Origin of the sequence: Streptomyces sp. NPDC004667 (genome assembly GCF_040609475.1) — a bacterium.
Classification (GTDB): Bacteria; Actinomycetota; Actinomycetes; order Streptomycetales; family Streptomycetaceae; genus Streptomyces.
Genome location: NZ_JBEXKC010000053.1, coordinates 24,991 through 47,990 on the forward strand (window position 1 = coordinate 24,991; position 23,000 = coordinate 47,990).

Annotated in this window: 20 protein-coding genes, 1 tRNA gene, 1 pseudogene and 1 riboswitch; of the genes and pseudogenes, 13 read left to right on the forward strand and 9 right to left on the reverse strand. The window is 73.3% G+C overall.

Annotated elements, in window-relative coordinates; translation table 11 throughout:
• Positions 1-10: 10 nt before the first annotated feature.
• Together ABZW32_RS26090 and ABZW32_RS26095 are read right to left on the reverse strand one after the other, a co-directional pair.
• Positions 11-1,009 carry a polysaccharide deacetylase family protein gene (locus ABZW32_RS26090; RefSeq protein WP_356219997.1) on the reverse strand — a complete coding sequence of 333 codons (999 nt, stop codon included), beginning with the start codon at positions 1,007-1,009 and terminating at the stop codon, positions 11-13.
• A 143-nt stretch (positions 1,010-1,152) separates the two neighbouring features.
• Positions 1,153-2,100: an aldo/keto reductase gene (locus ABZW32_RS26095; protein ID WP_356220000.1), complete on the reverse strand. Its 948-nt coding sequence runs from the start codon at positions 2,098-2,100 to the stop codon at positions 1,153-1,155.
• Between the two features lie 434 nt (positions 2,101-2,534).
• On the opposite strand from ABZW32_RS26095, the pseudogene ABZW32_RS26100 reads away from it, so the two are divergent.
• A pseudogene (locus ABZW32_RS26100) lies at positions 2,535-3,311 on the forward strand (substrate-binding domain-containing protein); the annotation flags it as partial.
• Positions 3,312-3,810: 499 nt separating this feature from the next.
• Positions 3,811-4,800 (forward strand): hydroxyacid dehydrogenase, encoded by a 990-nt coding sequence (locus ABZW32_RS26105; RefSeq protein WP_356220059.1) that lies wholly within the window; start codon positions 3,811-3,813, stop codon positions 4,798-4,800.
• Here ABZW32_RS26105 and ABZW32_RS26110 read toward each other — a convergent pair.
• Entirely contained in the window at positions 4,761-5,585 is an 825-nt protein-coding gene (locus ABZW32_RS26110; protein ID WP_356220003.1) for a sugar phosphate isomerase/epimerase family protein, read from the reverse strand. The genes ABZW32_RS26105 and ABZW32_RS26110 overlap by 40 nt on opposite strands.
• Positions 5,582-6,658: a LacI family DNA-binding transcriptional regulator gene (locus tag ABZW32_RS26115; RefSeq protein WP_356220062.1), complete on the reverse strand. Its 1,077-nt coding sequence runs from the start codon at positions 6,656-6,658 to the stop codon at positions 5,582-5,584. Before ABZW32_RS26115 ends, ABZW32_RS26110 begins: the two co-directional genes overlap by 4 nt.
• A 202-nt stretch (positions 6,659-6,860) precedes the next feature.
• On the opposite strand from ABZW32_RS26115, the gene ABZW32_RS26120 reads away from it, so the two are divergent.
• The 9 genes from ABZW32_RS26120 (at position 6,861) to ABZW32_RS26160 (ending at position 16,470) form a co-directional block, all read left to right on the forward strand.
• Positions 6,861-8,012 (forward strand): Gfo/Idh/MocA family oxidoreductase, encoded by a 1,152-nt coding sequence (locus tag ABZW32_RS26120; RefSeq protein WP_356220005.1) that lies wholly within the window; start codon positions 6,861-6,863, stop codon positions 8,010-8,012.
• A complete protein-coding gene (locus tag ABZW32_RS26125; protein ID WP_356220008.1) occupies positions 8,009-9,163 on the forward strand; it encodes a DUF993 family protein in 1,155 nt (384 codons plus the stop codon). The genes ABZW32_RS26120 and ABZW32_RS26125 overlap by 4 nt, the downstream gene beginning before the upstream one ends.
• Positions 9,160-9,999: a sugar phosphate isomerase/epimerase family protein gene (locus ABZW32_RS26130; protein ID WP_356220010.1), complete on the forward strand. Its 840-nt coding sequence runs from the start codon at positions 9,160-9,162 to the stop codon at positions 9,997-9,999. Before ABZW32_RS26125 ends, ABZW32_RS26130 begins: the two co-directional genes overlap by 4 nt.
• A gap of 72 nt (positions 10,000-10,071) precedes the next feature.
• On the forward strand, positions 10,072-12,465 hold the full coding sequence (locus tag ABZW32_RS26135) for a polysaccharide lyase 8 family protein (protein WP_356220013.1): 2,394 nt from the start codon (positions 10,072-10,074) through the stop codon (positions 12,463-12,465).
• A gap of 104 nt (positions 12,466-12,569) precedes the next feature.
• Entirely contained in the window at positions 12,570-13,160 is a 591-nt protein-coding gene (locus ABZW32_RS26140) for a VOC family protein (RefSeq protein WP_356220015.1), read from the forward strand.
• Positions 13,161-13,268: 108 nt separating this feature from the next.
• Positions 13,269-14,885, forward strand: a complete 1,617-nt coding sequence (locus tag ABZW32_RS26145) for a N,N-dimethylformamidase beta subunit family domain-containing protein (protein ID WP_356220017.1) — start codon at positions 13,269-13,271, stop codon at positions 14,883-14,885.
• Between the two features lie 140 nt (positions 14,886-15,025).
• A complete protein-coding gene (locus tag ABZW32_RS26150) occupies positions 15,026-15,406 on the forward strand; it encodes a VOC family protein (protein ID WP_356220020.1) in 381 nt (126 codons plus the stop codon).
• 168 nt (positions 15,407-15,574) lie between these two features.
• The gene (locus ABZW32_RS26155; protein WP_356220023.1) at positions 15,575-16,042 is read left to right on the forward strand and encodes an SRPBCC family protein; all 468 of its coding nucleotides are present in this window, start codon (positions 15,575-15,577) and stop codon (positions 16,040-16,042) included.
• Positions 16,042-16,470 carry a MarR family transcriptional regulator gene (locus ABZW32_RS26160; protein WP_280918876.1) on the forward strand — a complete coding sequence of 143 codons (429 nt, stop codon included), beginning with the start codon at positions 16,042-16,044 and terminating at the stop codon, positions 16,468-16,470. Before ABZW32_RS26155 ends, ABZW32_RS26160 begins: the two co-directional genes overlap by 1 nt.
• 188 nt (positions 16,471-16,658) lie before the next feature.
• Here the strand turns inward: ABZW32_RS26160 and ABZW32_RS26165 are convergent, their stop codons facing one another.
• The 4 genes from ABZW32_RS26165 to ABZW32_RS26180 form a co-directional block, all read right to left on the reverse strand.
• Positions 16,659-17,489, reverse strand: coding sequence for an ABC transporter ATP-binding protein (locus ABZW32_RS26165; protein WP_356220026.1), 831 nt, complete (start codon positions 17,487-17,489; stop codon positions 16,659-16,661).
• A complete protein-coding gene (locus ABZW32_RS26170; protein ID WP_356220029.1) occupies positions 17,486-18,532 on the reverse strand; it encodes an iron ABC transporter permease in 1,047 nt (348 codons plus the stop codon). Before ABZW32_RS26170 ends, ABZW32_RS26165 begins: the two co-directional genes overlap by 4 nt.
• Positions 18,529-19,530 (reverse strand): ABC transporter substrate-binding protein, encoded by a 1,002-nt coding sequence (locus tag ABZW32_RS26175; RefSeq protein WP_356220032.1) that lies wholly within the window; start codon positions 19,528-19,530, stop codon positions 18,529-18,531. Before ABZW32_RS26175 ends, ABZW32_RS26170 begins: the two co-directional genes overlap by 4 nt.
• Positions 19,531-19,564: 34 nt before the next feature.
• Positions 19,565-19,708: riboswitch (cobalamin riboswitch) on the reverse strand.
• A 557-nt stretch (positions 19,709-20,265) separates the two neighbouring features.
• On the reverse strand, positions 20,266-20,409 hold the full coding sequence (locus ABZW32_RS26180) for a hypothetical protein (RefSeq protein ID WP_356220035.1): 144 nt from the start codon (positions 20,407-20,409) through the stop codon (positions 20,266-20,268).
• Positions 20,410-20,469: 60 nt separating this feature from the next.
• Here ABZW32_RS26180 and ABZW32_RS26185 point away from each other — a divergent pair, with 60 nt between their 5' ends.
• Entirely contained in the window at positions 20,470-20,943 is a 474-nt protein-coding gene (locus tag ABZW32_RS26185; RefSeq protein WP_356220038.1) for a hypothetical protein, read from the forward strand.
• Between the two features lie 79 nt (positions 20,944-21,022).
• Here ABZW32_RS26185 and ABZW32_RS26190 read toward each other — a convergent pair.
• Positions 21,023-21,096: transfer RNA gene (locus tag ABZW32_RS26190), tRNA-Trp, on the reverse strand.
• Between the two features lie 224 nt (positions 21,097-21,320).
• On the opposite strand from ABZW32_RS26190, the gene ABZW32_RS26195 reads away from it, so the two are divergent.
• Positions 21,321-22,976, forward strand: coding sequence for a GMC oxidoreductase (locus tag ABZW32_RS26195; RefSeq protein ID WP_356220039.1), 1,656 nt, complete (start codon positions 21,321-21,323; stop codon positions 22,974-22,976).
• Positions 22,977-23,000 lie beyond the last annotated feature (24 nt).

Genomic DNA, 23,000 nt, shown 5'->3' on the forward strand with positions numbered 1-23,000 from the left:
GGCCCGCGGGTCAGCCCGGCGTGTCGCCCGCGTCGCCCGCGTCGGTGAGGAAGCCGCGGAGGTCGGTGATCGCGTAGCCGGCCTCCTGCACCGCGTCGATGATCCGGGGCAGGGCCCTGGCATCGAGGACGACCCCGTCGCCGTTGTTGCTGCCGACGTGCATCTGCAGGACGGCGCCGGGGGCGAGGGCGTCGACGGCCCGCCGGACCACCCGGTCCACGGTCATCCCTCCCTCGGGGCCCAGGTACCCGTTGGTGTCGGTGGTGAACTCGATCACCGCGTAGCCGAGGTCGTTGACGTCGGCGACGGAGTCGTCCGTGGTCGCGCTGTAGGGGAACCGGAAGAACGGCAGTGGCTCGGCGCCGGAGGCCTCCCGGATCGCGGCGTCGGCCCGGCGGACCTCGTCCCGGCGCTCCGAGGTGTCGAGGTCGTCGAAGTACGGGTGGCTGTACGAGTGGTTGCCGAGGCCGTGGGCGGCGGCCATGACCCGCACCGCGGCGGGGTGGGCCCGCGCGAACGCGCCGGTGGGGAAGAAGGTGGCGGGCAGCTTGCGCCGGCGCAGCTCGGCCAGGACGACGTCGATGCCGGCCTCGTCCCAGGCGGCGTTGAAGGTGAGCGCCACGACCTCGCGGGTGGTGGGGATCCGGCGCAGTTCGGCTCCGAACCACGCCGCGGGCGGGCGCGGCCCCGCCCGGCGGTGGGCCCGCGGCGCGGCGTCCGGCGCGCTCTCGGCGGCGGCGCGGGCGAATCCCGTGGCCGCCAGCGCCGTCGTCATCCCCGCCGCGCCGAGGGCCGCCAGGGTTGCCCGCCGTCCCGTGTCCGCCGCCTGGGCGCTGCCGGCCCTGGCCTTTTCCACGTCGGCCAGGGCCGCCCCGGTCCGGTCGGCCTCGGCCCGGTACGCCTCGATCCTGGCCGCGTCGGCCCGGTGCACTTCGGCCCTGGCCGCGTCGGCCCGGTGCACCTCGGCCCTGGCCGCGTCGGCCCCGTCCCGCCCGGCCCCGTCCACCATGGCTCCGTCTCCCTCAGCCGCCGGGCCGCCGGCATGGTCATCGCGGTCCCGTTCTGTCCGGCACTGTGCAGGAGGGGGCGGGCGGGAGCGGGCAGCGCGCGCCGGGCACCCGGGTGATCCCGGTCCGGCACGCGGAGCGGCCGTCAGGCCGGAAGGCCCGCTACGGCGTCGATCTCGGCCAGCAGCCCGTCCTCCAGCGGACGGTCGGCCACCGCCGCGTTGGCGCGTACCTGCTCGGCGGAGGTGGCGCCGGCGATGACGGAGGCACAGCCGGGCCGGGCGGAGAGCCAGCCGATGGCGAGCTCCAGAACGCTGCGCCCGTGCTTCTCCGCGATCGCCGCCAGGGCCTCGACGGTGTCGAGTCGCTCCTCGGTGACGTAGGAGTCGCGCCCTCCCAGGCGGGAGCCGGCCGGGACGGGAGCACCGCGGCGGATCTTGCCGGTGAGCAGGCCGTTGGCGAGCGGGAAGTAGGGCAGGACGCCGAGGCCGTAGTGCAGGGCGGCCGGGACCAGTTCCCGCTCGGCGGAACGCTGGAGCAGGGACCACTCGTTCTGCGCCGACACGAAGGGGACCGCGCCCGTTTCGCGGGCCACGTGGGCGGCCTCGGCGAGCTGCCACCCGCTGAGGTTGGAGTGCCCGATGTAACGGATCTTCCCCTCGGTGACGAGCTCGGTGAGCGCGGCGAGGGTCTCCGCGATGGGGGTGGCCGGGTCGGGGCTGTGCAGCTGGTAGAGGTCGATGTGGTCGGTGTCCAGGCGGCGCAGGGACTCCTCCACGGCGCGCCGGATGTAGGCGCGGCCGCCCCGGGAACCGGCTGCGGGCCCGTACCCCATGTCGACGCCGTCGTAGCCGAACTTGGTGGCCAGGACCACCTGGTCCCGGCGGCCCTTGAGGGCCTGCCCGAGGTGGGTCTCGGAGCCGCCGGCGCCACCGTAGATGTCGGCGGTGTCGAGGAGGGTGATGCCCGCGTCGAGGGCGGCGTCGACGACGGAGCGGGTGGCCTGGGCGTCGAGACGGCCACCGAAGTTGTTGCAGCCGAGGCCGACGGCGGAGACCTTCAGTCCGGAACTGCCCAGGGGGAGATAACGCATGCGGGTTCTGCCTCCACGCTCGTCCGATACATGATCAATCGATCGGTTCGCAGTCTAGGCACAAGCGGCCTGGCCCGCCCCGGTGTTCGAGCCCGGTTGGCGTGAACACCGTGTGACGGGGCCATCGGTCGGCGAACCGGACCGGCGGCGCTGCTCCACGACGCCGGGCCGAGGCATCCCACAGGCCGTAGGCGCATGAACGACCGGGCCAACCCACGGGAGTTGAGCGCGATCGATCGAACCGTTCGTTTCGTTTGCCCACCATGACCGGCACCGCCGGAGCGGAGCCACACCCGGCCGACGGGGGCTGAGAGGGGGGCGACGTGCGGGCACATGTCCACCGGACGCCCGGAGTGATCAGCCGGGTGGGACGGCCGGGACCCGGCACGGACGGGGTCGCGAGCTCCCGCCCCGGGTATGGCGCCGGTGGTTGGATGGTCGTGCCGACCACCGGGTACTACGTCGCGGACGCCCTGCGGGGCACCCGGGAGGCGGTCGAGGCGCGGGGCGCGCGACTGACCGGGGGGCTGACGCGGTACCTGCCGGGCGAGGACCGGCTGCTGTCGGCGGGGCCGAAGGGTTGCTGCTGACCCCGAGCTGGAACGACGGCGTACCGGCCCCCGGGGAAGGCGCCTGGACGGCGGAGCCGGCGGTGCTGGCGGAGCGGTCGACGCCACCCGGGCATCGGCTCGACCGGGCGGGTTCGGAGCACGCGCACGGCGCGGCGGGGCGGTAGGGCATCTGGTGGAACGCGGCCACCGGCGTACCGCCCTGGCGCCGGCCGGGAGACACCGACGGCGGTGCGGCTGCGGGCGGGGTACGAGGCAGCCCTGGCCGCGTTCGGACTGAAGCCGGCACCGGTGCGGCCACCGAAGGGAACGCCGCCGCGCGCGAGGGTGCCGTGGACACCGCGGCGTCCGACGGAACCGGGGGGGTCCTGGCCGGGCGGGCTGTAGGTGGCGGACCGGCTCGCGCGGATCCTGGACCATCTCGCCGCCGCGGTGACGACGGGTGCGGTGACGGCCGCCCTGGTCCACGACGACGCCGACGCCATCATGCTCATCCCGGGGCTCCGGGCGCGGGGCGTGCGGGTACCCGAGGACCTGGCCGGGCCGGCCGACGCACGGGCGGCGGACCGGCTGCCGGACCGGCCGTCCGGGGACGAGGGCCCGCGCCGACACCTGGAACTGCTCCCCCGCCTGAACGTCCGGGCGGGACCACCACGAAGTGATCGTGTCAGTCGACTCGCGCGGTCGCTCTTGACGGTGGGGCGGCCCGCACGAAGGATGGCTGCGTTCTCCCGCCCGTCGCCACACGCGGTCGCCCGTAGGAGCCGCCCCATGTCGCGCAGCTTCGCCGTCCTCGCCCCGCCCACGCGGTCAAGGGCCGTACCGCACCCGACATGGCGCCGGTGGGCGACCCGCAGGACGGTGCGGGTGAACTCCGTGTCCCCACGCACGTGTCGTTCCCCGAGCCGCGGCCGGGCTTTGTGACGATCTCCCTGTTCATCCGCACGGCCATCCGTAACGGCTCCACGTCGAGCGGCCCCATCCCGTGCGTCCCGGCCTCCGGCCCCGACCTCCGGCCCGTTCATGTCCCCCTCGCGCCGACCTTCCCCGGCCACCGGCGCTTCCGGCGCCCGGGTCTCACCGCAGGAGCCGTCAAGTGACCCGTCCCGACCTCTCCTCCCGGCCCACCACCGTGCTCGCCATGAGCCCCGCCACCCGTGAGGCCGTTCTGACCCGCCGGGTCCTGCCGGAGCTGCTGCGCGTCGCCGATGTCGACCCCGAACTGCTGATCAGCGACTTCGCCCGGGAGGACGACCCGTCGCTCCGCAGCCGGCTGGCCCGCGCCGAGGTGCTGTTCACCGGCTGGGGCTGCCCGCCGCTCGACGAGGACGCGCTGCGCCGGATGCCGCGGCTGCGAGCCGTCGTCCACTCCGCCGGGAGCGTCAAGCACCATGTCACCGCGGCCTGCTGGGAGCGGGGGCTGCTGGTCTCGAGTGCGGCCGCCGCCAACGCGGTACCGGTCGCCGAGTACACGCTCGCCGCGATCCTGTTCACCAACAAGCGGGTGCTGGAGTCCGCGCACGCCTACCGCTCCCTGCGCGGTCCGGTGGACCTGCTGCGCCGCTATCCGGAGGTCGGCAACTACCGGCGCACCGTGGGGCTCGTGGGTGCCTCCCTGATCGGACGGCGGGTGCTGGAGCTGCTGCGCCCCTTCGATCTGCGGGTCCTGGTGAACGATCCGTACGCCGACGCCGGCGAGGTCGCCGCTCTCGGCGGGGAGCTCTGCCCGCTGGACGAACTGCTGCGCCGCAGTGACGTGGTGAGCCTGCACGCCCCGGCGCTCCCGCAGACCCGCCATCTGCTCGACGCCTCCCGGCTGGCCCTGATGCCGGACGGCGCGACCCTCGTCAACACGGCGCGGGGCACGCTCGTCGACACTGCGGCCCTGACCGAGGAGCTGGTCTCCGGGAGGCTGCACGCCGTGCTCGACCACACCGAACCCGAGGTGCTGCCGGCCACCTCGCCGCTCTTCAACCTCCCGAACGTGCTGCTCACCCCGCACATCGCCGGATCGCTCGGCGGTGAGCTGGGCCGGCTGGCGGCCAGCGCCGTCGAGGAGCTGGAGCGGTACGCACGCGGCCTGGACTTCCGCTACCCCGTGGACCCGGACCGTTTGGCCCACTCCGCCTGACCGGCCGCGGCCACCAGTCGCACCAGGTGCTCCCGTCCCCCCGCGAGCCCTCGGGCCAGTTCCGCGGCCTCGGGGTACCAGCGCTTCTCGTACTCCCAGCACAGCCATCCCCCGGCAGGCACCCGTGCCACCGCCCCGGCCAGCGGCAGCACCCCGGCGCCGAGTGCGAGCGGGGTGAGCTCCCGCGCGGACGCCACGTCCTTCACCTGGAGGTAGCCGAGGTGGGCTCCCAGCAACCGGCTCGACTCGGCCGGTGCCTCGCCGCCCAGCCAGGTGTGGAGCACGTCCCACAGCGCGCCCGCGCCGGGGTGTCCGACGGCGTCGAGCACCCGGGCGGCGGCCGCCGCGGTGCGGTGCGAATCGTGGGTCTCCAGCAGGATCCGCACTCCGTTCCGGGCTGCGAGGGGGGCCGCCGCGCACAGTCGGCGGACGGCATGGGCATCGGCTTCGGCCTCGGGCAGATCACCCCCGCCGGGGAAGACCCGGACGTACGGGGCTTCGAGATCGGCCGCGAGCCGGACCAGGTCCCGCAGCTCGGCGAGGACCGGCCCGTCCTCCCCGGCCGCCGCCACCCTCGCGTACCCGGCCACCGCGAGGACGCGCACCCCGGCCCGGGTGACGGCCCGCAGCCCGGCCGCCCGGTCCGCGCGCGGACTCCCGGGGTGCAGCGGTTCCTCCCAGTGGGCCCGCAGTTCGAGGCCGTCGTAGCCGTGCTCGGCTGCCAGCCGGGCGCTCCGGGCGAGGGAGGTCCCGGGCACGCCCAGCGTGGAGAAGGCGTACCTCACGGTCTCCTCCGTCCGGCCGGAGGCGGGGCGGTGGAGCCCCGCACCATGAGCTCGGTGGGCAGGGTGGTGATGCCCCCCGGAGGAAGGGCCCGCCGCCCGGTCACCAGCCGCGCCGCGAGCACGCCCGCCTCGCGCAGTGGCACCCGGACGGTGGTGAGGGCGGGCGCGGTGTCGATGGCGAACGGCAGGTCGTCGAAGCCCGCGACGGACACGTCCTGGGGGATCCGCAGGCCCGCCTCGCGCAGGGCGGCGGCGGCGCCGGTGGCCACGGTGTCGTTGGCGGCGGCCACGGCCGTGAAGGGTCTTCCCCGGCGCAGCAGCTCGCGGGTGGCGTCATAACCCGCGGAGCGCTCGAAGCCGGCGTGGACGGTGAGCGCGGCGCAGGCGTCGGACCGGGCCGGATCCCGCCGCTCCAGAGCGGCCCGGTGGCCGGCGAGCCGCTCCCGGGTGGTGCTCAGTCCCGGCGGGCCCGCCAGGTAGGCGATGTGCCGGTGGCCGAGCGTCAGCAGGTGCTCGGCGAGGCGGAAGGCACCTCCGTGGTCGTCGAACGTGATGGTGGCGACGGACAGGGCGGGGGGTATCGGCAACGGCGGGCGCCCGCAGAGGACCACGCGCGTCCCTGCGGCCGCCATCCGGGAGACACGGGCGGCGAGCGCGGCGCTGTGGTCCGGATCCTCGGCGGCCCCGCCCGTCAGGACGACTCCGCCGGCCCGCTGGCCCTCCAGCAGCCCGAGGTAGGCGGTCTCGGCGTCCGGGTCGCCCGCCGTGTTGCAGACCACGGCCAGTCTTCGCGCCTCCCCGGGCCCGGCGGGATCGAGCGCGCTCTGCAGGGAGCCCGCGAGGATGCCGAAGAAGCTGTCGGCGACGTCGTGGACGAGCACGCCGACCAGATCGGAGGTGGCCGCGGCCAGCGCCCGGGCGGGGGCGTTGGCGATGTAGCCCAGTTCCTCCACGGCCTGCTCCACACGGGTGCGGGTGCCGCCGGCCACCGGGTATCCGCCGTTGAGCACGCGGGAGACCGTGGCGGAGGACACCCCCGCTCGCGCCGCGACCTCGGCAAGAGTCACCGCCATCTCGAACCCCTCCTCCTCGGCCCGGCCGTCCGCCCGGGTCATCGTCCCATCCGTTGTGTGGATCTCCATTCTGCTCGATCGAGCAAGCGCTTTCCATCACTCGAACGTGTGTTGTGTCGCGGAGGTGAGCGGCTCTAGCCTGATGGAACAGAAAGCGCTTTCTATCGAGAAGGAACCACCGGCACGGAGGGACGCGGAGACCATGGAACGCAGGACGATCAGGATCGCGATGAACGGCGTGACCGGGCGGATGGGGTACCGCCAGCATCTGGTCCGCTCCCTGCTGGCCCTGCGGGAACAGGGCGGGCTGGACCTCGGGGACGGGACGGCGCTGTGGCCGGAGCCCGTCCTGGTCGGACGCCGGGAGCCGGCCCTCCGGGCCATCGCCGAGCGGCACGGCCTGGAACACGTCTCCACCGATCTGACGGCCGTACTGGCCGACCCGGAGGTGGAGGTCTACTTCGACGCCCAGGTGACCGCCGCGCGGGAGACGGCGGTCCGTCAGGCCATCGCCGCCGGGAAGCACGTGTACTGCGAGAAACCCACGGCCCTGACCTTCGAATCCTCGCTGGAGCTGGCCAGACTCGCCGCGGCGGCGGGCGTCAAGCACGGCGTGGTGCAGGACAAGCTGTTCCTCCCGGGCCTGCTGAAGCTGAGGCGGCTGATCGAGGGCGGGTTCTTCGGCGAGGTCCTGTCCGTGCGCGGCGAGTTCGGCTACTGGGTCTTCGAAGGCGACTGGCAGCCGGCGCAACGGCCCTCGTGGAACTACCGGGAGCAGGACGGCGGAGGCATCGTCACCGACATGTTCCCGCACTGGGAGTACCTGCTGCACGAGCTGTTCGGCCGGATCCGCACGGTACAGGCCCTCACCCGCACCCACATCGGCCGCCGCTGGGACGAGGACGGCAAACCGTACGAGGCCACGGCGGACGACGCCGCGTACGGCATCTTCGAGCTGGAGGGCGGGGCCGTCGCCCAGATCAACTCCTCCTGGGCCGTGCGGGTCCACCGCGACGAGCTGGTGGAGTTCCAGGTGGACGGGACGCACGGGTCGGCGGTGGCGGGGCTGCGCGGCTGCCGGGTCCAGCACCGGGCCTCGACCCCGAAGCCGGTGTGGAATCCGGATCTCGCACCGACCGAGCCGTTCCGGGCGCAGTGGCAGGAGGTACCGGACAACAGCCCGGCGGACAACGCCTTCAAGGCCCAGTGGGAGCTCTTCCTGCGCCACGTCGTGCGGGACGAACCCTGGCGGTGGGACCTGCTGGCGGGTGCGCGGGGGGTGCAACTGGCCCGCCTCGGGCTGCGCTCCAGCGCCGAGGGCCGCAGGCTGCCGGTGCCGGAGGTCGTGCTGTGAACGGGATCCGGCTCCCGTCGGCGGACGGAGGGTTCCGTCTGCACCGGCCGTCGCGGCATCCGCTCGGGCCGTTCACCCGCGGCCCGGCCCGCAGCCGCGTCCTCTACTCCGCCGCGCACGTGGCCACCGCCCCGGCACCGGAGGCGGGTGGCCCGGTGGTCGACTGGGAGGCCACGCTCGCCTTCCGCCGCCGGCTGTGGGCGCTGGGCCTCGGGGTCGCCGAGGCGATGGACACCGCCCAGCGGGGCATGGGCCTGGACTGGACCGCCGCGGCGGAGCTGATCCGCCGTTCGGCGGCCGAGGCCCGGACCGTGGGCGGCCGCATCGTCTGCGGCGCGGGGACCGACCAGCTCCCCGCGGGGCGCCCGCACCACCTGGCGGCGATCACCGCCGCGTACGAGGAGCAGCTCGCGTACGTGGAGTCCTGTGGTGCGGGGGCCGTTCTGATGGCTTCCCGTGCCCTTGCCGCCGCGGCCCGCTCCCCCGAGGACTATCTGGAGGTGTACTGCGGACTCCTGCGGCAGAGCACCCGTCCGGTCGTCCTGCACTGGCTGGGGCCGGTGTTCGACCCCGAGCTGAAGGGCTACTGGGGCCACGAGGACCTCGACGAGGCGACGGACGTCGTACTGAAGATCGTTTCCGAGTGCCCGGAGAGGGTGGACGGGATCAAGATCTCGCTGCTGGACGCGGAGCGGGAGTGTGACATCAGACGGCGGCTCCCGGCGGGCGTGCGCTGCTACACCGGTGACGACCACCACTATCCGCAGCTGATCGCCGGTGACGGGGAGCTGGCCAGCGACGCCCTGCTGGGGATCTTCGACCCGATCGCCCCGATCGCCGCCCGCGCGGCCCAGGCCCTCGATCTCGGGGACCCTGACGGATTCCGGGCACTGCTGGATCCGACGGTGTCCCTGGCCCGGCACCTGTTCGCCCCGCCGACCCGCCATTACAAAACGGGGATCGTCCTGCTGGCCTGGCTCGCGGGATATCAGGAGCACTTCACGCTCCTGGGCGGGCACCAGTCGGCCCGTTCGCTCCCGCACCTGGCGACCGCGTACGAACGGGCAGACCTGTTGGGCCTGTTCCCCGATCCGGAGCTGGCCGCCGACAGGATGCGCGCGCTCCTCGCGGCGCACGGAGCGGGCGCGTGAGCCGGGCCGGGGCGCCGGACCGGCTGAGCCTCAACCAGGAGACGGTCCGGCAGTGGTCGCTGCCGGAGCTGGTGGCCGGGTGCGCCGAGGCCGGGGTGGGCGCCGTCGGGCTGTGGCGGGACCCCGTACGCCGTTTCGGGGTGCGGGAGACGGCGAAGCTGGTCGCCGGCTCCGGACTGCGGGTCAGCTCCCTGTGCCGCGGCGGGTTCTTCACGGCCTCCGATCGGGCCGGCCGGGCCGTCGCGCTCGATGACAACCGGCGTGCGGTCGAGGAGGCGGCCGAGCTGGGGGCGGACACCCTGGTGCTGGTCTCGGGTGGGCTGGCGGAGGGTGAACGCGATCTGGTCGAGGCGCGGCGCAGGATCGTCGGCGTCCTGGACGAGCTGGCGCCCTGGGCCTGGGGGCACGGGGTGCGGCTGGGGATCGAGCCGCTGCATCCGATGTTCGCGGCCGACCGTTGCGTGGTCTCCACCCTGGGCCAGGCCCTCGACATCGCCGAGCGGTATCCGGCGCACCAGGTGGGTGTGGTGGCCGACTCCTACCACGTGTGGTGGGACGAACGGCTGGAGGCGGACCTGCGGCGGGCCGGTGAGGCCGGGCGGATCGTGTCCGTGCAGGTGGCCGACTGGGTGACCCCGCTCCCCGAGGGGGTGCTGCTCGGCCGGGGGCAACTGGGCGACGGCTGCGTCGACCTGCGGGGCTTCCGGGAGACGGCGGACGCGGCCGGCTACCGGGGGCCGGTGGAGGTGGAGATCTTCCATCCGGGGCTGTGGGCCCGCGATGGCGCCGAGGTGCTGCGGGAGGTGATCGACCGCTACCGCGAACACGTCGAGTGACGGCGGGTCACGGCGGACGAAGACGGGAGACCGGGCCGAAGGGGCCGGTCGGGATCGGACAAGGAGCATGCGATGACGGACGTGTGGAGTCGGCGCGCCTTCCTCTCCGCGGCGGGCGGAGGCGCGCTGCTGCTGGGGGCACCCGCCGTACGGGCGGGGGCCTCGCCCGCGGCAGTGGACTGGGCGGCCCTGCGTGCGGCCTGGCGGCATCTGCTGCTGGGCGGCGGATTCCCGGCGACCGCCGAGCCGTTCCGTTCACGGCTGACCGAGCTCGGGGAGACGGCGCGGGGGTGGGCCGCCGCGATGGCCACGGCACCCGGTTCTCTCTGGCCCGATCTGGGGTTCGCCACGGATCCCGAGAAGATGCTGCAGAGCTACTACCGGTTGCGGACGATGGCGGAGGCCTATGTCCGGCCGGGCACCGGGCTCACCGGGGACGCGGCGCTGCTGTCGGCTCTGCTCGGCGGCCTCGACCAGATGCACGCGCAGGTGTACCACGCGGGCCAGGTGCGCTACGGGAATTGGTTCTGCTGGCAGATCGGGGCGCCACAGGCGCTGCTGGACACGTGCGTGCTGCTGTACGGGGAGTTGACGCCGGACCGGCTCGCCGCGTTCTGCGCGGCGGTCGACCACTTCGTGCCGGACTCCGCCGTGGCCGCCTACGGCGGGACGAGCACGGGAGCCAACCGGGTCGACCTGTGCAGGGTCCTGGCCGTGCGCGGGGTGGTGGGCGCGGATCCGGCGAAGATCGCCCTGGCCGGGGAGGCGCTCGCGCCGGTTTTCCCGTACGTCACCGGCGGGGACGGGCTCTACCGCGACGGGTCGTTCGTCCAACACAGCTGGGTGCCGTACACGGGGACCTACGGCGCGGTGCTCCTGGGCGGTCTCGGTCTGCTGTTCGCGCTGCTGAAGGGCACCCCCTGGGAGGTCACGGATCCGGGGGCGCGGATCGTCTTCGACGCGGTGGAGCGGGCCTGGGCCCCCTTCCTGTTCAACGGGCTGGCCATGGACTGCGTGTCCGGGCGGGCGGTCAGCAGGGGGATCGCCGCCCTGGACGCACGGCAGGTCCAGCAGGACGACCACACCCGGGGGCACGCACTGCTGGCGGCGGTCCTGCAGCTCGCCGAGGGGGCGAGTCCGGCCGAACGCATGCGCTGGCGCGGGCTGGTGAAGGGGTGGACGACGCGGGCGCACTACAGCCCCCCGGCCGGCGACCGCAGCCTCGGGCTTGCCTCGCTCGCGGCGCTGGCCGAGCTCGAAGCCGACGTCTCGGTGGCGGCGCTGCCCGAACCCGTCGGGCACCGGCTGTTCTCCTCGATGGACCGGGCAACGCACCGACGGCCCGGCTGGGCGGCCTCGCTCTCCCTGGCCTCGCGACGCATCGCGCACTACGAGACGGGAAACGGTGAGAACCTGCGCGGATGGCACACCGGCAGCGGAATGCTCGCCTGGTGGGGGTCCTCGTACGGCAACGGCCAGTACTCGGACGCCTTCTGGCCCACCGTCGACCCGTACCGGCTGCCCGGCACCACGGTGGCGCGCAAGACCCTGGCCGACGGCGCGGGCGGCGACTGGGGCGCGCCGCGGCCCGACGCGGCGTGGGTGGGAGGGAGCACCGACGGGGAGTTCGCGTCGGTGGGCCAGCACCTGCGCGGCCTCGGCAGCACCCTGGAGGCCCGGAAGTCGTGGTTCTTCCTGGCCGACACGGTGGTCTGCCTGGGGTCGGGGATCCGCGCCTCGGACGGGGTCGTGGTCGAGACGGTCGTCGACAACCGCAACCTGGGGGCGGCCGGCGGCCACGCCCTGACGGTGAACGGGGCCGTTCAGCCTTCGGAGCAGGGCTGGTCGGGGGTGTACCCCGCGCCGGGGTGGGCGCATCTGGCGGGCTTCGGCGGGTACGTCCTGCACGGCCCGGGAACCTTCAGGGCTCTGCGGGAGGCGCGTACCGGCCGCTGGAGCGAGGTGAACCGGGGCGGTTCCACCACCGCGCTGACCCGGCGGTACCTCACCCTCTGGTACGACCACGGCACGGATCCGGCGGGCGCGGGCTACGCCTACCAGCTCCTCCCGGGGGCCGGGGCGGACCGGACCGGGGCGCGGGCCGCCGCGTCGGGGTGGATGGCCGTCCTCGCCAACGACGAGGCGGCCCAGGGGGTGGCGGTGGGCTCCCTCGGCTTCACGGGCGTCAACTTCTGGCGGGCCGGGGTGGCGGGTCCACTGGAGGCGAGTGCTCCGTGCTCGGTCACGGTGCGGGAGAGGGGGGACGGCACGGCGACGGTGTGCGTCGCCGACCCTGCCCGGGCGGTGGAGGCGCTGGACGTGGTGTGGGGCCGGCCCGTCGTGGCGGTGCTGTCGAAGCCGCCGAGCCTGCTGTCGGTCGCGACGGGACCGCGGTTGCAACTGCGGTTCGGTAACCTCACCACGGCCGCCGGAGCGAGCCAGGAGGTGGTGGTACTGCTGGGGTGACAGGGGTGGATCGGGTGGGTTGATCGGGTGGGGCCTCCGGTCGGAACGTGGCGGCTGGGGCGACAATGAGCAGGCGACGGATTCGACGGCTTGGGGGGAACGCAATGCTGACCGGGATCGTGATCGACGCACTGGATGTCGCGCACATGGACCGCTTCTGGCAGGAGGCGACACGGGGCAGGACGGACGGTCTGCGCCTGCGGTTCGTGCCGACGGCAACGCCGAAGGCGGGCAAGAACCGGCTCCACCTCGACCTGGCCGGGGGGCCGGACTGGGAAGCCGAGGTGGAGCGCCTGCTCACGCTCGGTGCGAGGCGGGTCGACATCGGCCAGGGGGACGTCCCGTGGGACGTCCTGGCCGATCCGGAGGGCAACGAGTTCTGCGTGCTGCGTCCGGGACATCCGGGCGTGCTCGCCGACTCCGGGCTCGTCGCCATCTGCCTCGACATCGACGAGGAGGACCGCCGCGCGCAGCCGGCCTTCTGGCAGGCCGGGGCCGACTGGCACGCGGTCGAGTCCCACGACTGGGGCGTCCGGCTCCGTCGCACACCCACCAGCCCGGTCTCCCTGGTGATGGGGCCGCCTGCGGCGCCCAAGGCGGGACGGAACAGACTGCGACTGGAGGTCACCCATCGCGACCGGGAACCGGGCGAGTTCCTCGACGCCGGCGGGAACGAGTTCCACGTCACGAGCTGACCCCGGACGGATCCTCGTCCGGAGCCCGTTCCGGCTCCTCGCTCCGTCCGCGGGAGGCATGTCCGACGCGGTGACGGGGAGGCGGCGGGCGTGACATAACGTGCCCGCATGGATCAGGAGCACATAGCCGGCGGCGCCGAGGGTGCGGGCCGGCGGCGTTTTCTCGCCATGGCGACGGGGGCGGCCACGGTCGCCGGGATCGGCGCGGTGGCCGGCTGCGGTACGGGTGACGGTGACGCCTCGAAGGGAGCCGGGGCGGACCGGGGGCCGAAGCCGGACGGCTCCGCGTCGGCGCACGCGCCGGGGGCCGGGTTCGATGTGAAGGCCGAGAACGCCCGGCCCGGCAACGCCGACTGGCACGTGACCAAGGCCGGTCCGGCCCGCGCCATCGAGGGCTTCGCGGACCGGGTGTCGGTCCTGCCCGGCGAGTCCTTCGGGCTGCACGTGTCGACCACCGCACCCCGGTTCACCGTCTCCGCCTACCGGATGGGCTGGTACGGCGGGGCCCGGGCCCGCCTGGTGTGGCGATCGGAGGCGCTGCCCGGGGGCCGCCAGGCGGAGCACGTGGTGGAGCCCGGGACCCGCATGGTCCGCACCCGGTGGCCGCGTACCGCCTCGGTCGACACCACGGGCTGGCCCGAAGGCTGTTACCTGCTGAGGCTCGACGCGCAGGGCGGCGAGGGCCAGCGGTTCGTGCCGGTCACCGTCCGCTCGGCGGCGACGGCCGGACGGACGGTGATCGTCAACGCGGTGGCGACCTGGCAGGCGTACAACCGGTGGGGCGGGTACGGCAGCTACGACGGTCCGAGCGGCGGATACGCCTCGCGTTCGCTCGCCGTGACCTTCGACCGGCCGTACGAGTACGACGACGGCGCGGGGCTGTTCCTCGTCTACGAAGCACCCCTGGTCGCGCTGGCGGAGCGGCTCGGGATACCCCTCGCGTACGCGACGACCACCGATGTGGCGCGGGAGAAGCGGCTGCTGGAGGGGGCGTCGGCGGTGCTCTCGCTCGGCCACGACGAGTACTGGTCGCCGGAACAGCGCGCGCACTTCACCGCGGCGCGCGACGCGGGCACCAACATCGCGGTCCTGGGTGCGAACTGCTGCTTCCGCCGGATCCGGCTGGAGGCCTCGGACCTGGGCCCGGACCGTACGGTCGTCTGCTACAAGTCCTCCTACGACCAGGATCCCGGCTTCAAACGGGGCCATCCGGCCACGGTCGACTTCCGCTCGCCGCCCGCGGCGGACCCCGAGAGCTCCCTGCTCGGCGTGATCTACGACGGGTACCCGGTGGATGCCCCGTACGTGGTCACGAACCCGGGCCACTGGCTGTTCGAGGGAACGGGCGTCAAGGCCGGCGACAGCTTCGCGCACCTGGTCGGCGTCGAGTACGACAAGGTCGACACCGGTTTCCCGACGCCCCGCCCGATCGAGATCCTGGCCCACTCCCCGGTGGTGTGCGAGGGACGGCCCAGCCACCAGGACTCGGCCTACTACACCGTGCCCGGCGGGGCGGGGGTGTTCGCGACGGGCACGATGCGCTGGGTCGAGGCCCTCGACGCGTCGGGCGACGGCCGCGGCACCGCCAACCACGGCCTGGACGCCCGCGCCGGCGCGCTGACCACGCGGGTGACGGAGAACCTGCTGCGGGCCTTCGCCACGGGACCCGCCGGGCGGAGCCGCCCCGCGCGGGACAACGTCAAGGAGGTGTACGGCGGACCGTGAGGCCTGCGGGCCGCATGCGGCGAAATCGGTGGACTGCGCCCGGACGGGCTGATTAGGATCACGAGTACGGCATCGCGTGTCGGTCACCGACCGGGTGAGGCATGGAGGTGCCGTGACATGCCTTGCGGAGGCATTCACCCATGTCGGTCCAGTTGAACCACACGATCATCCACTCCCGTGACAACCGGGAGTCCGCCGAATTCCTGGCGCACATCCTCGACCTCGAAGTCGGCCCCGAGTGGGGTCCCTTCGTCCCGGTGTCCACCGCGAACGGGGTCACCCTCGACTTCGTCACCATCCCCGCGGAGTCCATCACCGCGCAGCACTACGCGTTCCTCGTCTCGGAGGCGGAGTTCGACGCCGCGTTCGAGAAGATCCAGGCCGCGGGCATCCCGTACTTCGCCGACCCGCACGGCAAGCACCCGGGCGAGATCAACCACAACGACGGCGGGCGCGGGGTCTACTTCCCGGACCCGGACGGGCACGGCATGGAGATCATCACCCGCCCGTACGGCGGCTAGGCAAGGCCCGGCGGAGACATCGCGGCACCAGGAGGGGCCCGCGGCGCAGTATGCGCCGCGGGCCCCTCCGCCTGTCCGGACGGGAGGGGCTCCGGGCCGCCTGTGGACAGATAGTCTTCGCGAAGATAATCTATGCACAGAACATCAGGCGTCGAAGGAGACCGCATCATGTGGACGTACGAGCACAGCGTCGAGACCACCGCCACCGCCTCGTCGGTCTGGCACCTGTGGGCCGACGTCGAGCGCTGGGCGGACTGGAACTCCGAGATCGAGAAGATCGAGATCGACGGGCCCTTCGCGGTCGGCACCCGCATCACCATGATCCCGCCCGGTGAGGATCCGATCCCGCTGCTCGTCGCGGAGGCCGTGGAAGACGAACTCTTCGTCGACGAGGCCCGGTTCGGGGGCCTGTTGCTGCGCACCCTGCACCGCGTCGACCCGGCCGGTCAGGGCCGGATCCGCGTGACCTACCGGATGGAGATCACCGGAGCGGGCGCGGACGAGGCCGGCCCCAAGATCGGACCGGGCATCACCGCCGACTGGCCGGACACCATGGCCGCGCTGACCCGACTGGCCGAGGCCGCCGATACGGACAGGGCGCACCGGGCGGACGAGGCGAACGAGGTGGCGGGCTGATGGCGCTGCGGCCCGCCGACAGCCCCGGCTTCCTGCTCTGGCACGCCACGCTGCGCTGGCAGCGCGACATCGCCGCGGCACTGGCCCCGATCGGCCTCACCCACGTGCAGTTCGTGCTGCTCGCCTGTGCCTGGTGGCTCAACGGGCAGGGCGAACACCCCAACCAGCTGGCCCTGGCGCGCCAGGCCGGCACGGACGTCAAAATGACCTCCCAGGTGCTTCGGGCCCTGGAGCAGAAGGGGCTCGTCGAGCGGGAGGTCGACCCGGCCGACACCCGGGCCAAACGGCTCCGGGTCACGGAGGCGGGCGCCGAGCTGGCGCCCCGGGCGATCGCCGCCGTCGAGGCCGCCGATGCGGAGTTCTTCCGCGTCGTCCCCCTGGACGAGGCCCTGCCCCTCCTGCGCCGCCTGGCCCTCCCCGAGGAGTGACCCCAAGCCCCGGCCCCAGACCCGACCCCGAGCGCCAGCCCCGGCCCCAGCCCCAGCCCCGGCGCGGCCCTGACCGGGTCTGCCACGGCCGGGCGGGGCGCACCTCGACCCGCCCCGTCCGAGCCCGCAGGAGGCGGGGGCGTCACGCCCGGCCGACGCGCCCCCTCGGCACGGGACGTGAACGTGCGTCAGGGCCCGGCCGTTCCGCCCGGTGCGTGTCGCCGTCGTGCGGCGGGCGGTTCCGGGGGGAGATAGACGATGCTGGGGGCGCCCGTGGTCGGGTGGGTGCCGATGCGCGTGCGGACACCATAGACCTCGGCCAGCAGGTCCTCCGTCAGCACGTCGCCCGGCACCCCCGCCGCGACCACCCGGCCGCCCGCCAGGACGTACAGCCGGTCGCAGAAGGAGGCCGCCAGGTTGAGGTCGTGCAGGACCAGCAGGCTCGTCGTGGGCAGGCCGCTCACCAGGTCCAGGACCTCCAGCTGGTAGCGGATGTCGAGGTGGTTGGTCGGCTCGTCCAGGGCGAGGAGGCCCGTTTCCTGGACGAGGGCGCGGGCGACGAGCGCGCGCTGGCGTTCCCCGCCGGACAGTTCCTCGAAGCGCCGAGCCGCGAAGGCGGCCGCGCCGACCGTCTCCAGGGCCCTGTCGACGCGCAGTGCGTCCCCCGGGCCGTCCTGTTCCCAGAACCGCTTGTGCGGGCTGCGCCCCATGGCGACGGCCTCCCGGACCGTCAGGCCCAGGGCGCCGGCGCCGTCCTGGGGAACGGCAGCCACCTTCCGGGCCCGCTCCTTGACGCTCATCGGGCCCGCGTCCTCCCCGTCGAGGAGCACGCGGCCGGCGGTGGGCCGCAGCGTGCCGTAGACGCAACGCAGCAGTGTGGTCTTGCCGCTGCCGTTCGGCCCGACCACGGCGACCGTCTCCCCCGGCCGGGCGGTCAGGTCGACTCCGCGCAGCAGCGGCTGCCCGTCGATCTCGTAACGCACGGCCTCGACGGTGAGTTCCACCGGACTCCCCGTCATCCGCCCACCACCCCCTCGCCGCGGCCGGACCTGCGCAGCATCCACAGGAAGAACGGCCCTCCCACCAGTGCGGTGACCACGCCGACCGGTATCTCCTCGGGCGCGGCCGCCGTACGGGCCAGCAGGTCGGCCAGCGTCAGGAACACGGCCCCGCCCAGAGCGGCGACGGGCAGCAGGGCGCGGTGCCCGGCGCCCACCACCATCCGGGCGGCGTGCGGAACCATCAGCCCGACGAAGCCGATCGCCCCGCTGGAGGCCACCAGCACCCCGATCACGAGGGAGGTGAGCACGAACGCGGCGGCCCGGAACCGGCCGGTGTCCAACCCGAGGGTGTGCGCGCCCTCCTCCCCCGCGAGCAGCAGGTCGAGGGGCCGGGCCAGGGTGACGAGCACACCGGTCCCGACGAACAGCGCGGCCGCGGGCAGGGCCAGTTCGTCCCAGCGGGCCCCGCCCAGGCCGCCCAGCGTCCAGAACAGCACGGAGCGCATCTGGTCGGGGCTCGCGGACAGTACGAGCACCAGGCTGGTCAGCGCGGAGAGCACGTACTGCACGGCGACTCCGGCCAGGATCAGCCGGCCGGTGGTCATGGTGCCGCCGCGCCGGGCCAGGGCGTAGACGGTGACGAGCGCGGCCATCGACCCGGCGAACGCGGCGAGCGGCACCCCGGCCCCGCCCAGGAAGCCGACGGCGCCCGCACCGGCGGCCGTACCGAAGACGATGACGAGCACGGCCCCGGCGGAGGCGCCCGAGGAGGCGCCGAGCAGGAAGGGGTCGGCGAGCGGGTTGCGCACGAGGGCCTGGAGCACCGCGCCGGCGACCGCGAGTCCGGCGCCGACGACCGCACCGAGCAGGACGCGCGGCATGCGGACGTCCCACACGATGGAGGCGAAGGCTCCGCCCCGCGCGCCCGGTCCGGCGAGGACCAGGTCGAGGACCTTGCCGGGGGCGATCCGTACGGGGCCCAGGGCGAGCCCCGCCACCGCCGACGCCGCCAGCGCGGCGGCGAGGAGCAGGAGGACGGTGGCGGTCCGGCCGCGGGTCACGCGGCGTCGGGGTGCAGTTGGCGGCCCAGGGACTCGACGGCGTCGGCGACGCGGACGCCGAGCACGGCGGAGGAGAGCGGCAGCACGACGAACCGCCGGTTCTTGACCGCGGGAACCTCCGCCAGCGCCGGGTCGTTCAACAGGCGCTGCTTCTTGGACTCCACGGTGGTGCCGCCGTAGTCGTAGATGAGGACGACCTCGGGCTTGCGCTCGATGACCTTCTCCCAGGACACGTCGCCGAAGGTGTCGTCGAGGTCGGCGAAGACGTTCGTGCCTCCGGCGAGGGTGACGATTTCGTTGCCGATGCCCTTGCCACCCGAGGTGAAGGCGGAGCCCTCACCGGAGTCGTAGACGAAGACGGGCGGCCTCGGCGCGTCCTTCAGCCGCGCGGTGACGGCGTCGACGCGGCGTTGCTCGTCCTCGACGAGGGCCGCGCCGCGTTCGGGCACGCCGAAGGTCCGGGCGACCTCGGTGATCTCGGTCTTCAGCTGGGCGAGGCCGACCGGGCCCCGGGTGCAGTACTCCACGCTCAGCCGGGAGCCGATGCCGGACCGGGCCAGCCCTTCACGGTCCCGGCCCTGGCCCTTGTCGAAGGCGCTGGCGTAACCGCCGTACACGAAGTCGGGGTCGGCTCCGAGGAGCACCTCCTTGGAGGGGTATTCGCCGGCCAGCACCTTGATCTTGTCGTAGGCGGGCCGGTAGGCGGGGAGCACGGAGTCGTCGAGATAGGCCGTGCCGACCATCCGGTCCTGCAGTCCGAGGGCCAGCATGATCTCGGTGGCGTGCTGGTTCATCGTGACGGCCCGCTCGGGCGGGGCCTGGTAGGTGCTGGTGACACCGCAGTTGGTGACGGTGTACGGGAACCCGGGCGCGGGCCGCGCTCCGGGGCCGGGCCGGACCGCACCGGCGGGTCCGTCGGCCGGCCCGCCGCACGCGGCGAGGGGAACCAGGAAGGCGAGGGCGGCGATTGAGCGCAGGGTTGCGCGGGAACGCGACATGGCGAGGCCTCTCCGGGGGATCCTCGTCCCCGGTCGAAGTGAAGAGGCGGCGCGTCAGTGTCTGACTCCCGGGGCCCGCGGGTCGGCGGAACTCCGGTCACAGTGGCGGGACCGCACCGGATTCGCACCGGTTTCCTGTCCTGCGCCGCCCGGGACAACCCGCACAAGTGTGCCAGATGCCGCCTTTGCCTCGAACGGGGGTCCACAGATCCAACGCGGCCGACCGCCACCGGGGTCGGCGCACGAACGCCCGGGGACGACAGGAGTCGCTCCTACCACCGGGGCGGACGTTCCACTTTCCGCAATCCGCCCTGTCATATGCCTACCGTCGCCCCCACCTGCGGGTCTACGGTGCTGCCACCGGACCCTCCCGGGCCGGCGCCCCTCCCGGCTCCCCACGGGAGGGGCGCCGCGTGCCCGGTGCACAGACATCGGCGGTCCACGTCCCGGACCCGCCGGCGGGTCGGAGTGCGCTGTTCCGGGTCAGGCCCCGTTGTCAGTGGTGGCGGATAGCGTGGGCGCATCATCCGCGAGCAGTTCCTGACTTGCGGGGACGCTGCGGGCTGCAGCTGCACGGCCCCGCCCCGCCGGGCCCTTCAGGGCACGAGAGACCGGCGGGGCGGAGCACCGTCAGGCCTCGGGCGACCGTAGCCGCCGCACGTCGGGGCACTCCTCGTCCACGGCCCGCCGCAACACCACGAGGCCGCCGTTCGCTTGGCTTGCCGCGGCCGGATCTCAGGCCGCGGCTACGACAGTTGCCCGCAGCCACTCGCGCAACAGGGCCTGGTACTCGTCGGAGCCCGCCTGCCCGACCGCGACGAGCGCGCGGATCCGCTCGTTCAGCTCGGCGGCGCGGTCTTCGGCAGGGGTCGGGATCATGTCGCACAGGATATCGGGCCCCACCCGCCATCCGGTCCGCGCTCTCATAAGCCGGCCCGCATGATCCGTACCGTCGTGCTCGACGTCGGCGAGACCCTCACCCGCGACGACCGCCACCGGGCCGGCTGGGCCGACTGGCTCGGCGTCCCCAGGCACACCCTGTCCGGGCTGGTCGGCGCCGTCGTCGTCGACGGCCGCGACAACGCCGACGCGATTCGCCTGCTCCGCCCGGACATCGACGTCGCGGCCGAGTACGCCGCCCGGGAGGCCGCCGGACGCGGCGAACGGCTCGACGAGACCGACCTGTACGTCGGCGACCACCCCGCCAACGACGTCTTCCCCGCGGCGGCCGTCGGCCTGCTGACCGCGCACCTCCGCCGCGGCCCGTGGGGCCACTGGTGGGCTGACGACGAAACCGTCCGGCAGGTCGCCGACTACTCCATCGACTCCCTGTTCGACCTGCCCGACCTGCCCGGCCTGCCCGGCCTGCCCGGCCTCGTCAACCCCGGCCGCCGGGGCGGCAGTCACGGCTGACGCTCCTGAAACACAGCGAACGCCCAGCGGGAGAAAGTTCCCGCTGGGCGTTCGTCGGTGTTCGTGAAGGTGAGTCTTGCAGGGGCGGCAGGATTCGAACCTGCGGCCTACGGTTTTGGAGACCGTTGCTCTGACCAGCTGAGCTACACCCCTTTGGTGGGACCAACCATGACACGGCAGGTCGCGAAGATCCACTGAATTCGGGTGTCGACTCGGGGAAAGTTCGCGGCGGCCCGGCGGGAACCTTCCCCCGCGCTCCCGAACCCAACAGGCCCAGCAGGCGAAAACGGTCACAAGTTACCTCGACGCGTGTAGTGACTTGGCAGGCATTCGACAGTAGAACTTGTTCTCACTCCGTCGAGAGTGAGGAAGATCAAATGAGTGACAAAAGCCTGCACAGCAAGGTGTCCAAGGGCGTGTCACGCCGCGGCTTCATTACCGGAACCGGTTCCATTCTTGGAGCCATGGCCCTGGCGGTCAACACCGTCCCGGCCCGAGCGGAAAGCGCCACCGGGGCGGCCGCCGCGAACGCGCCGATCGACTCCGGTGCCCACGTCCCGGCCCTCGTCATCGGTACCGGCTACGGCGGCTCCGTCGCCGCGCTGCGGCTCGCGCAGGCCGGGGTCGACGTGCACATGATCGAGATGGGCATGGCCTGGGACACCCCCGGCAGCGACGGCAAGATCTTCGCCAACACCACCAAGCCCGACTACCGTTCGTACTGGCTCCGCACCAGGACCAAAGCCCCGCTCAGCAACTTCCTCGGCTTCCCCATCGACAAGGACGTCCCGCGGTACACGGGCATCCTCGATGCCGAGGAGATGGGCGGGATCATCGTCTACCAGGGCCGCGGCGTGGGCGGCGGTTCCCTGGTCAACGGCGGTATGGCGGTGACGCCCAAGCGGCAGAACTTCGCCGCGATCCTGCCGTCGGTGGACGCGGAGGAGATGTACTCCACCTACTACCCGCGCGCCAACGCCGGGCTCGGCGTGGGTCTGATCGACCCTGCCTGGTTCGACACGGTGGACTGCTACCAGTTCGCCCGGGTCGGCCGCAAGCACGCCCAGCGCTCCGGCTTCCCCTTCGTCTTCGTCCCGGACGTCTACGACTGGGACTACATGAAGCAGGAGGTCGCCGGCACCGTCCCCAAGTCCGCCGTCGACGGCGAGATCCTCTACGGCAACAACGCCGGCAAGAAGTCCCTCCAGAAGACCTACCTCGCGGCCGCCCGGGCGACCGGCAAGGTCGCCATCTCCCCGCTTCACCGGGTCACCACCGTCTCCCCCTCGGCCGGTGGCGGCTACGCGGTCGGCATGGAACAGATCGACACCACCGGGGCGGTGGTCGCCACCAAGACCGTCACCGCAGACCGCGTGTTCTTCGCGGCGGGCAGCGTCGGCACCAGCAAGCTCCTGGTCAAGCTGAAGGCCACCGGGGCGCTGGCCGACCTGAACGACGAGATCGGCAAGGGCTGGGGCGACAACGGCAACGTCATGTGCGGCCGGGCCAACCACATGTGGGACCCCACCGGCAACGTCCAGGCCGCCATCCCCTGCGGCGGCATCGACAACTGGGACGCGGGCGGGGCCTTCGCCGAGGTGGCCCCGCTGCCCACGGGGATCGAGACGTACGCCTCCTTCTACCTCTCGATCACCAAGAACCCCAACCGCGCCGAGTTCACCTGGAACGCCGCCGCCGGCAAGGTCGACCTGAACTGGCAGACCGCCTGGAAGCAGCCCTCCATCGACATGGCGAAGAGCATCTTCGACAAGATCAACTCGAAGGAGGGGACGATCTACCGGAGCGACCTCTTCGGCGTCAACAAGATCTGGGGCGACCACCTCACGTACCACCCGCTCGGCGGCGCCGTGCTGAACAAGGCCACCGACAACTACGGCCGCCTGCGCGGCTACACCGGCCTCTACGTGATCGACGGAGCGCTGATCCCCGGCAACACCAGCGTCAACCCGTTCGTGACGATCACGGCCCTCGCCGAGCGGAACATAGAGAAGATCATCGCCACCGACCTGTGAGGCCGCCGGCGATCCGGGCCCGGG

Bases quoted from the DNA above. Each gene is read 5' to 3' on its own strand.
- ABZW32_RS26115 (WP_356220062.1), bottom strand. From the start codon at position 6,658: ATGGCGGTGACTCTTGCCGAGGTCGCGGCGCGAGCGGGGGTGTCCTCC.
- ABZW32_RS26165 (WP_356220026.1), bottom strand. From the start codon at position 17,489: ATGACGGGGAGTCCGGTGGAACTCACCGTCGAGGCCGTGCGTTACGAG.
- ABZW32_RS26180 (WP_356220035.1), bottom strand. From the start codon at position 20,409: ATGATCCCGACCCCTGCCGAAGACCGCGCCGCCGAGCTGAACGAGCGG.
- ABZW32_RS26175 (WP_356220032.1), bottom strand. From the start codon at position 19,530: ATGTCGCGTTCCCGCGCAACCCTGCGCTCAATCGCCGCCCTCGCCTTC.
- ABZW32_RS26120 (WP_356220005.1), top strand. From the start codon at position 6,861: ATGGAACGCAGGACGATCAGGATCGCGATGAACGGCGTGACCGGGCGG.
- ABZW32_RS26135 (WP_356220013.1), top strand. From the start codon at position 10,072: ATGACGGACGTGTGGAGTCGGCGCGCCTTCCTCTCCGCGGCGGGCGGA.
- ABZW32_RS26150 (WP_356220020.1), top strand. From the start codon at position 15,026: ATGTCGGTCCAGTTGAACCACACGATCATCCACTCCCGTGACAACCGG.
- ABZW32_RS26095 (WP_356220000.1), bottom strand. From the start codon at position 2,100: ATGCGTTATCTCCCCCTGGGCAGTTCCGGACTGAAGGTCTCCGCCGTC.
- ABZW32_RS26145 (WP_356220017.1), top strand. From the start codon at position 13,269: ATGGATCAGGAGCACATAGCCGGCGGCGCCGAGGGTGCGGGCCGGCGG.
- ABZW32_RS26185 (WP_356220038.1), top strand. From the start codon at position 20,470: ATGATCCGTACCGTCGTGCTCGACGTCGGCGAGACCCTCACCCGCGAC.
- ABZW32_RS26090 (WP_356219997.1), bottom strand. From the start codon at position 1,009: ATGGTGGACGGGGCCGGGCGGGACGGGGCCGACGCGGCCAGGGCCGAG.
- ABZW32_RS26155 (WP_356220023.1), top strand. From the start codon at position 15,575: ATGTGGACGTACGAGCACAGCGTCGAGACCACCGCCACCGCCTCGTCG.
- ABZW32_RS26140 (WP_356220015.1), top strand. From the start codon at position 12,570: ATGCTGACCGGGATCGTGATCGACGCACTGGATGTCGCGCACATGGAC.
- ABZW32_RS26160 (WP_280918876.1), top strand. From the start codon at position 16,042: ATGGCGCTGCGGCCCGCCGACAGCCCCGGCTTCCTGCTCTGGCACGCC.
- ABZW32_RS26105 (WP_356220059.1), top strand. From the start codon at position 3,811: ATGAGCCCCGCCACCCGTGAGGCCGTTCTGACCCGCCGGGTCCTGCCG.
- ABZW32_RS26195 (WP_356220039.1), top strand. From the start codon at position 21,321: ATGAGTGACAAAAGCCTGCACAGCAAGGTGTCCAAGGGCGTGTCACGC.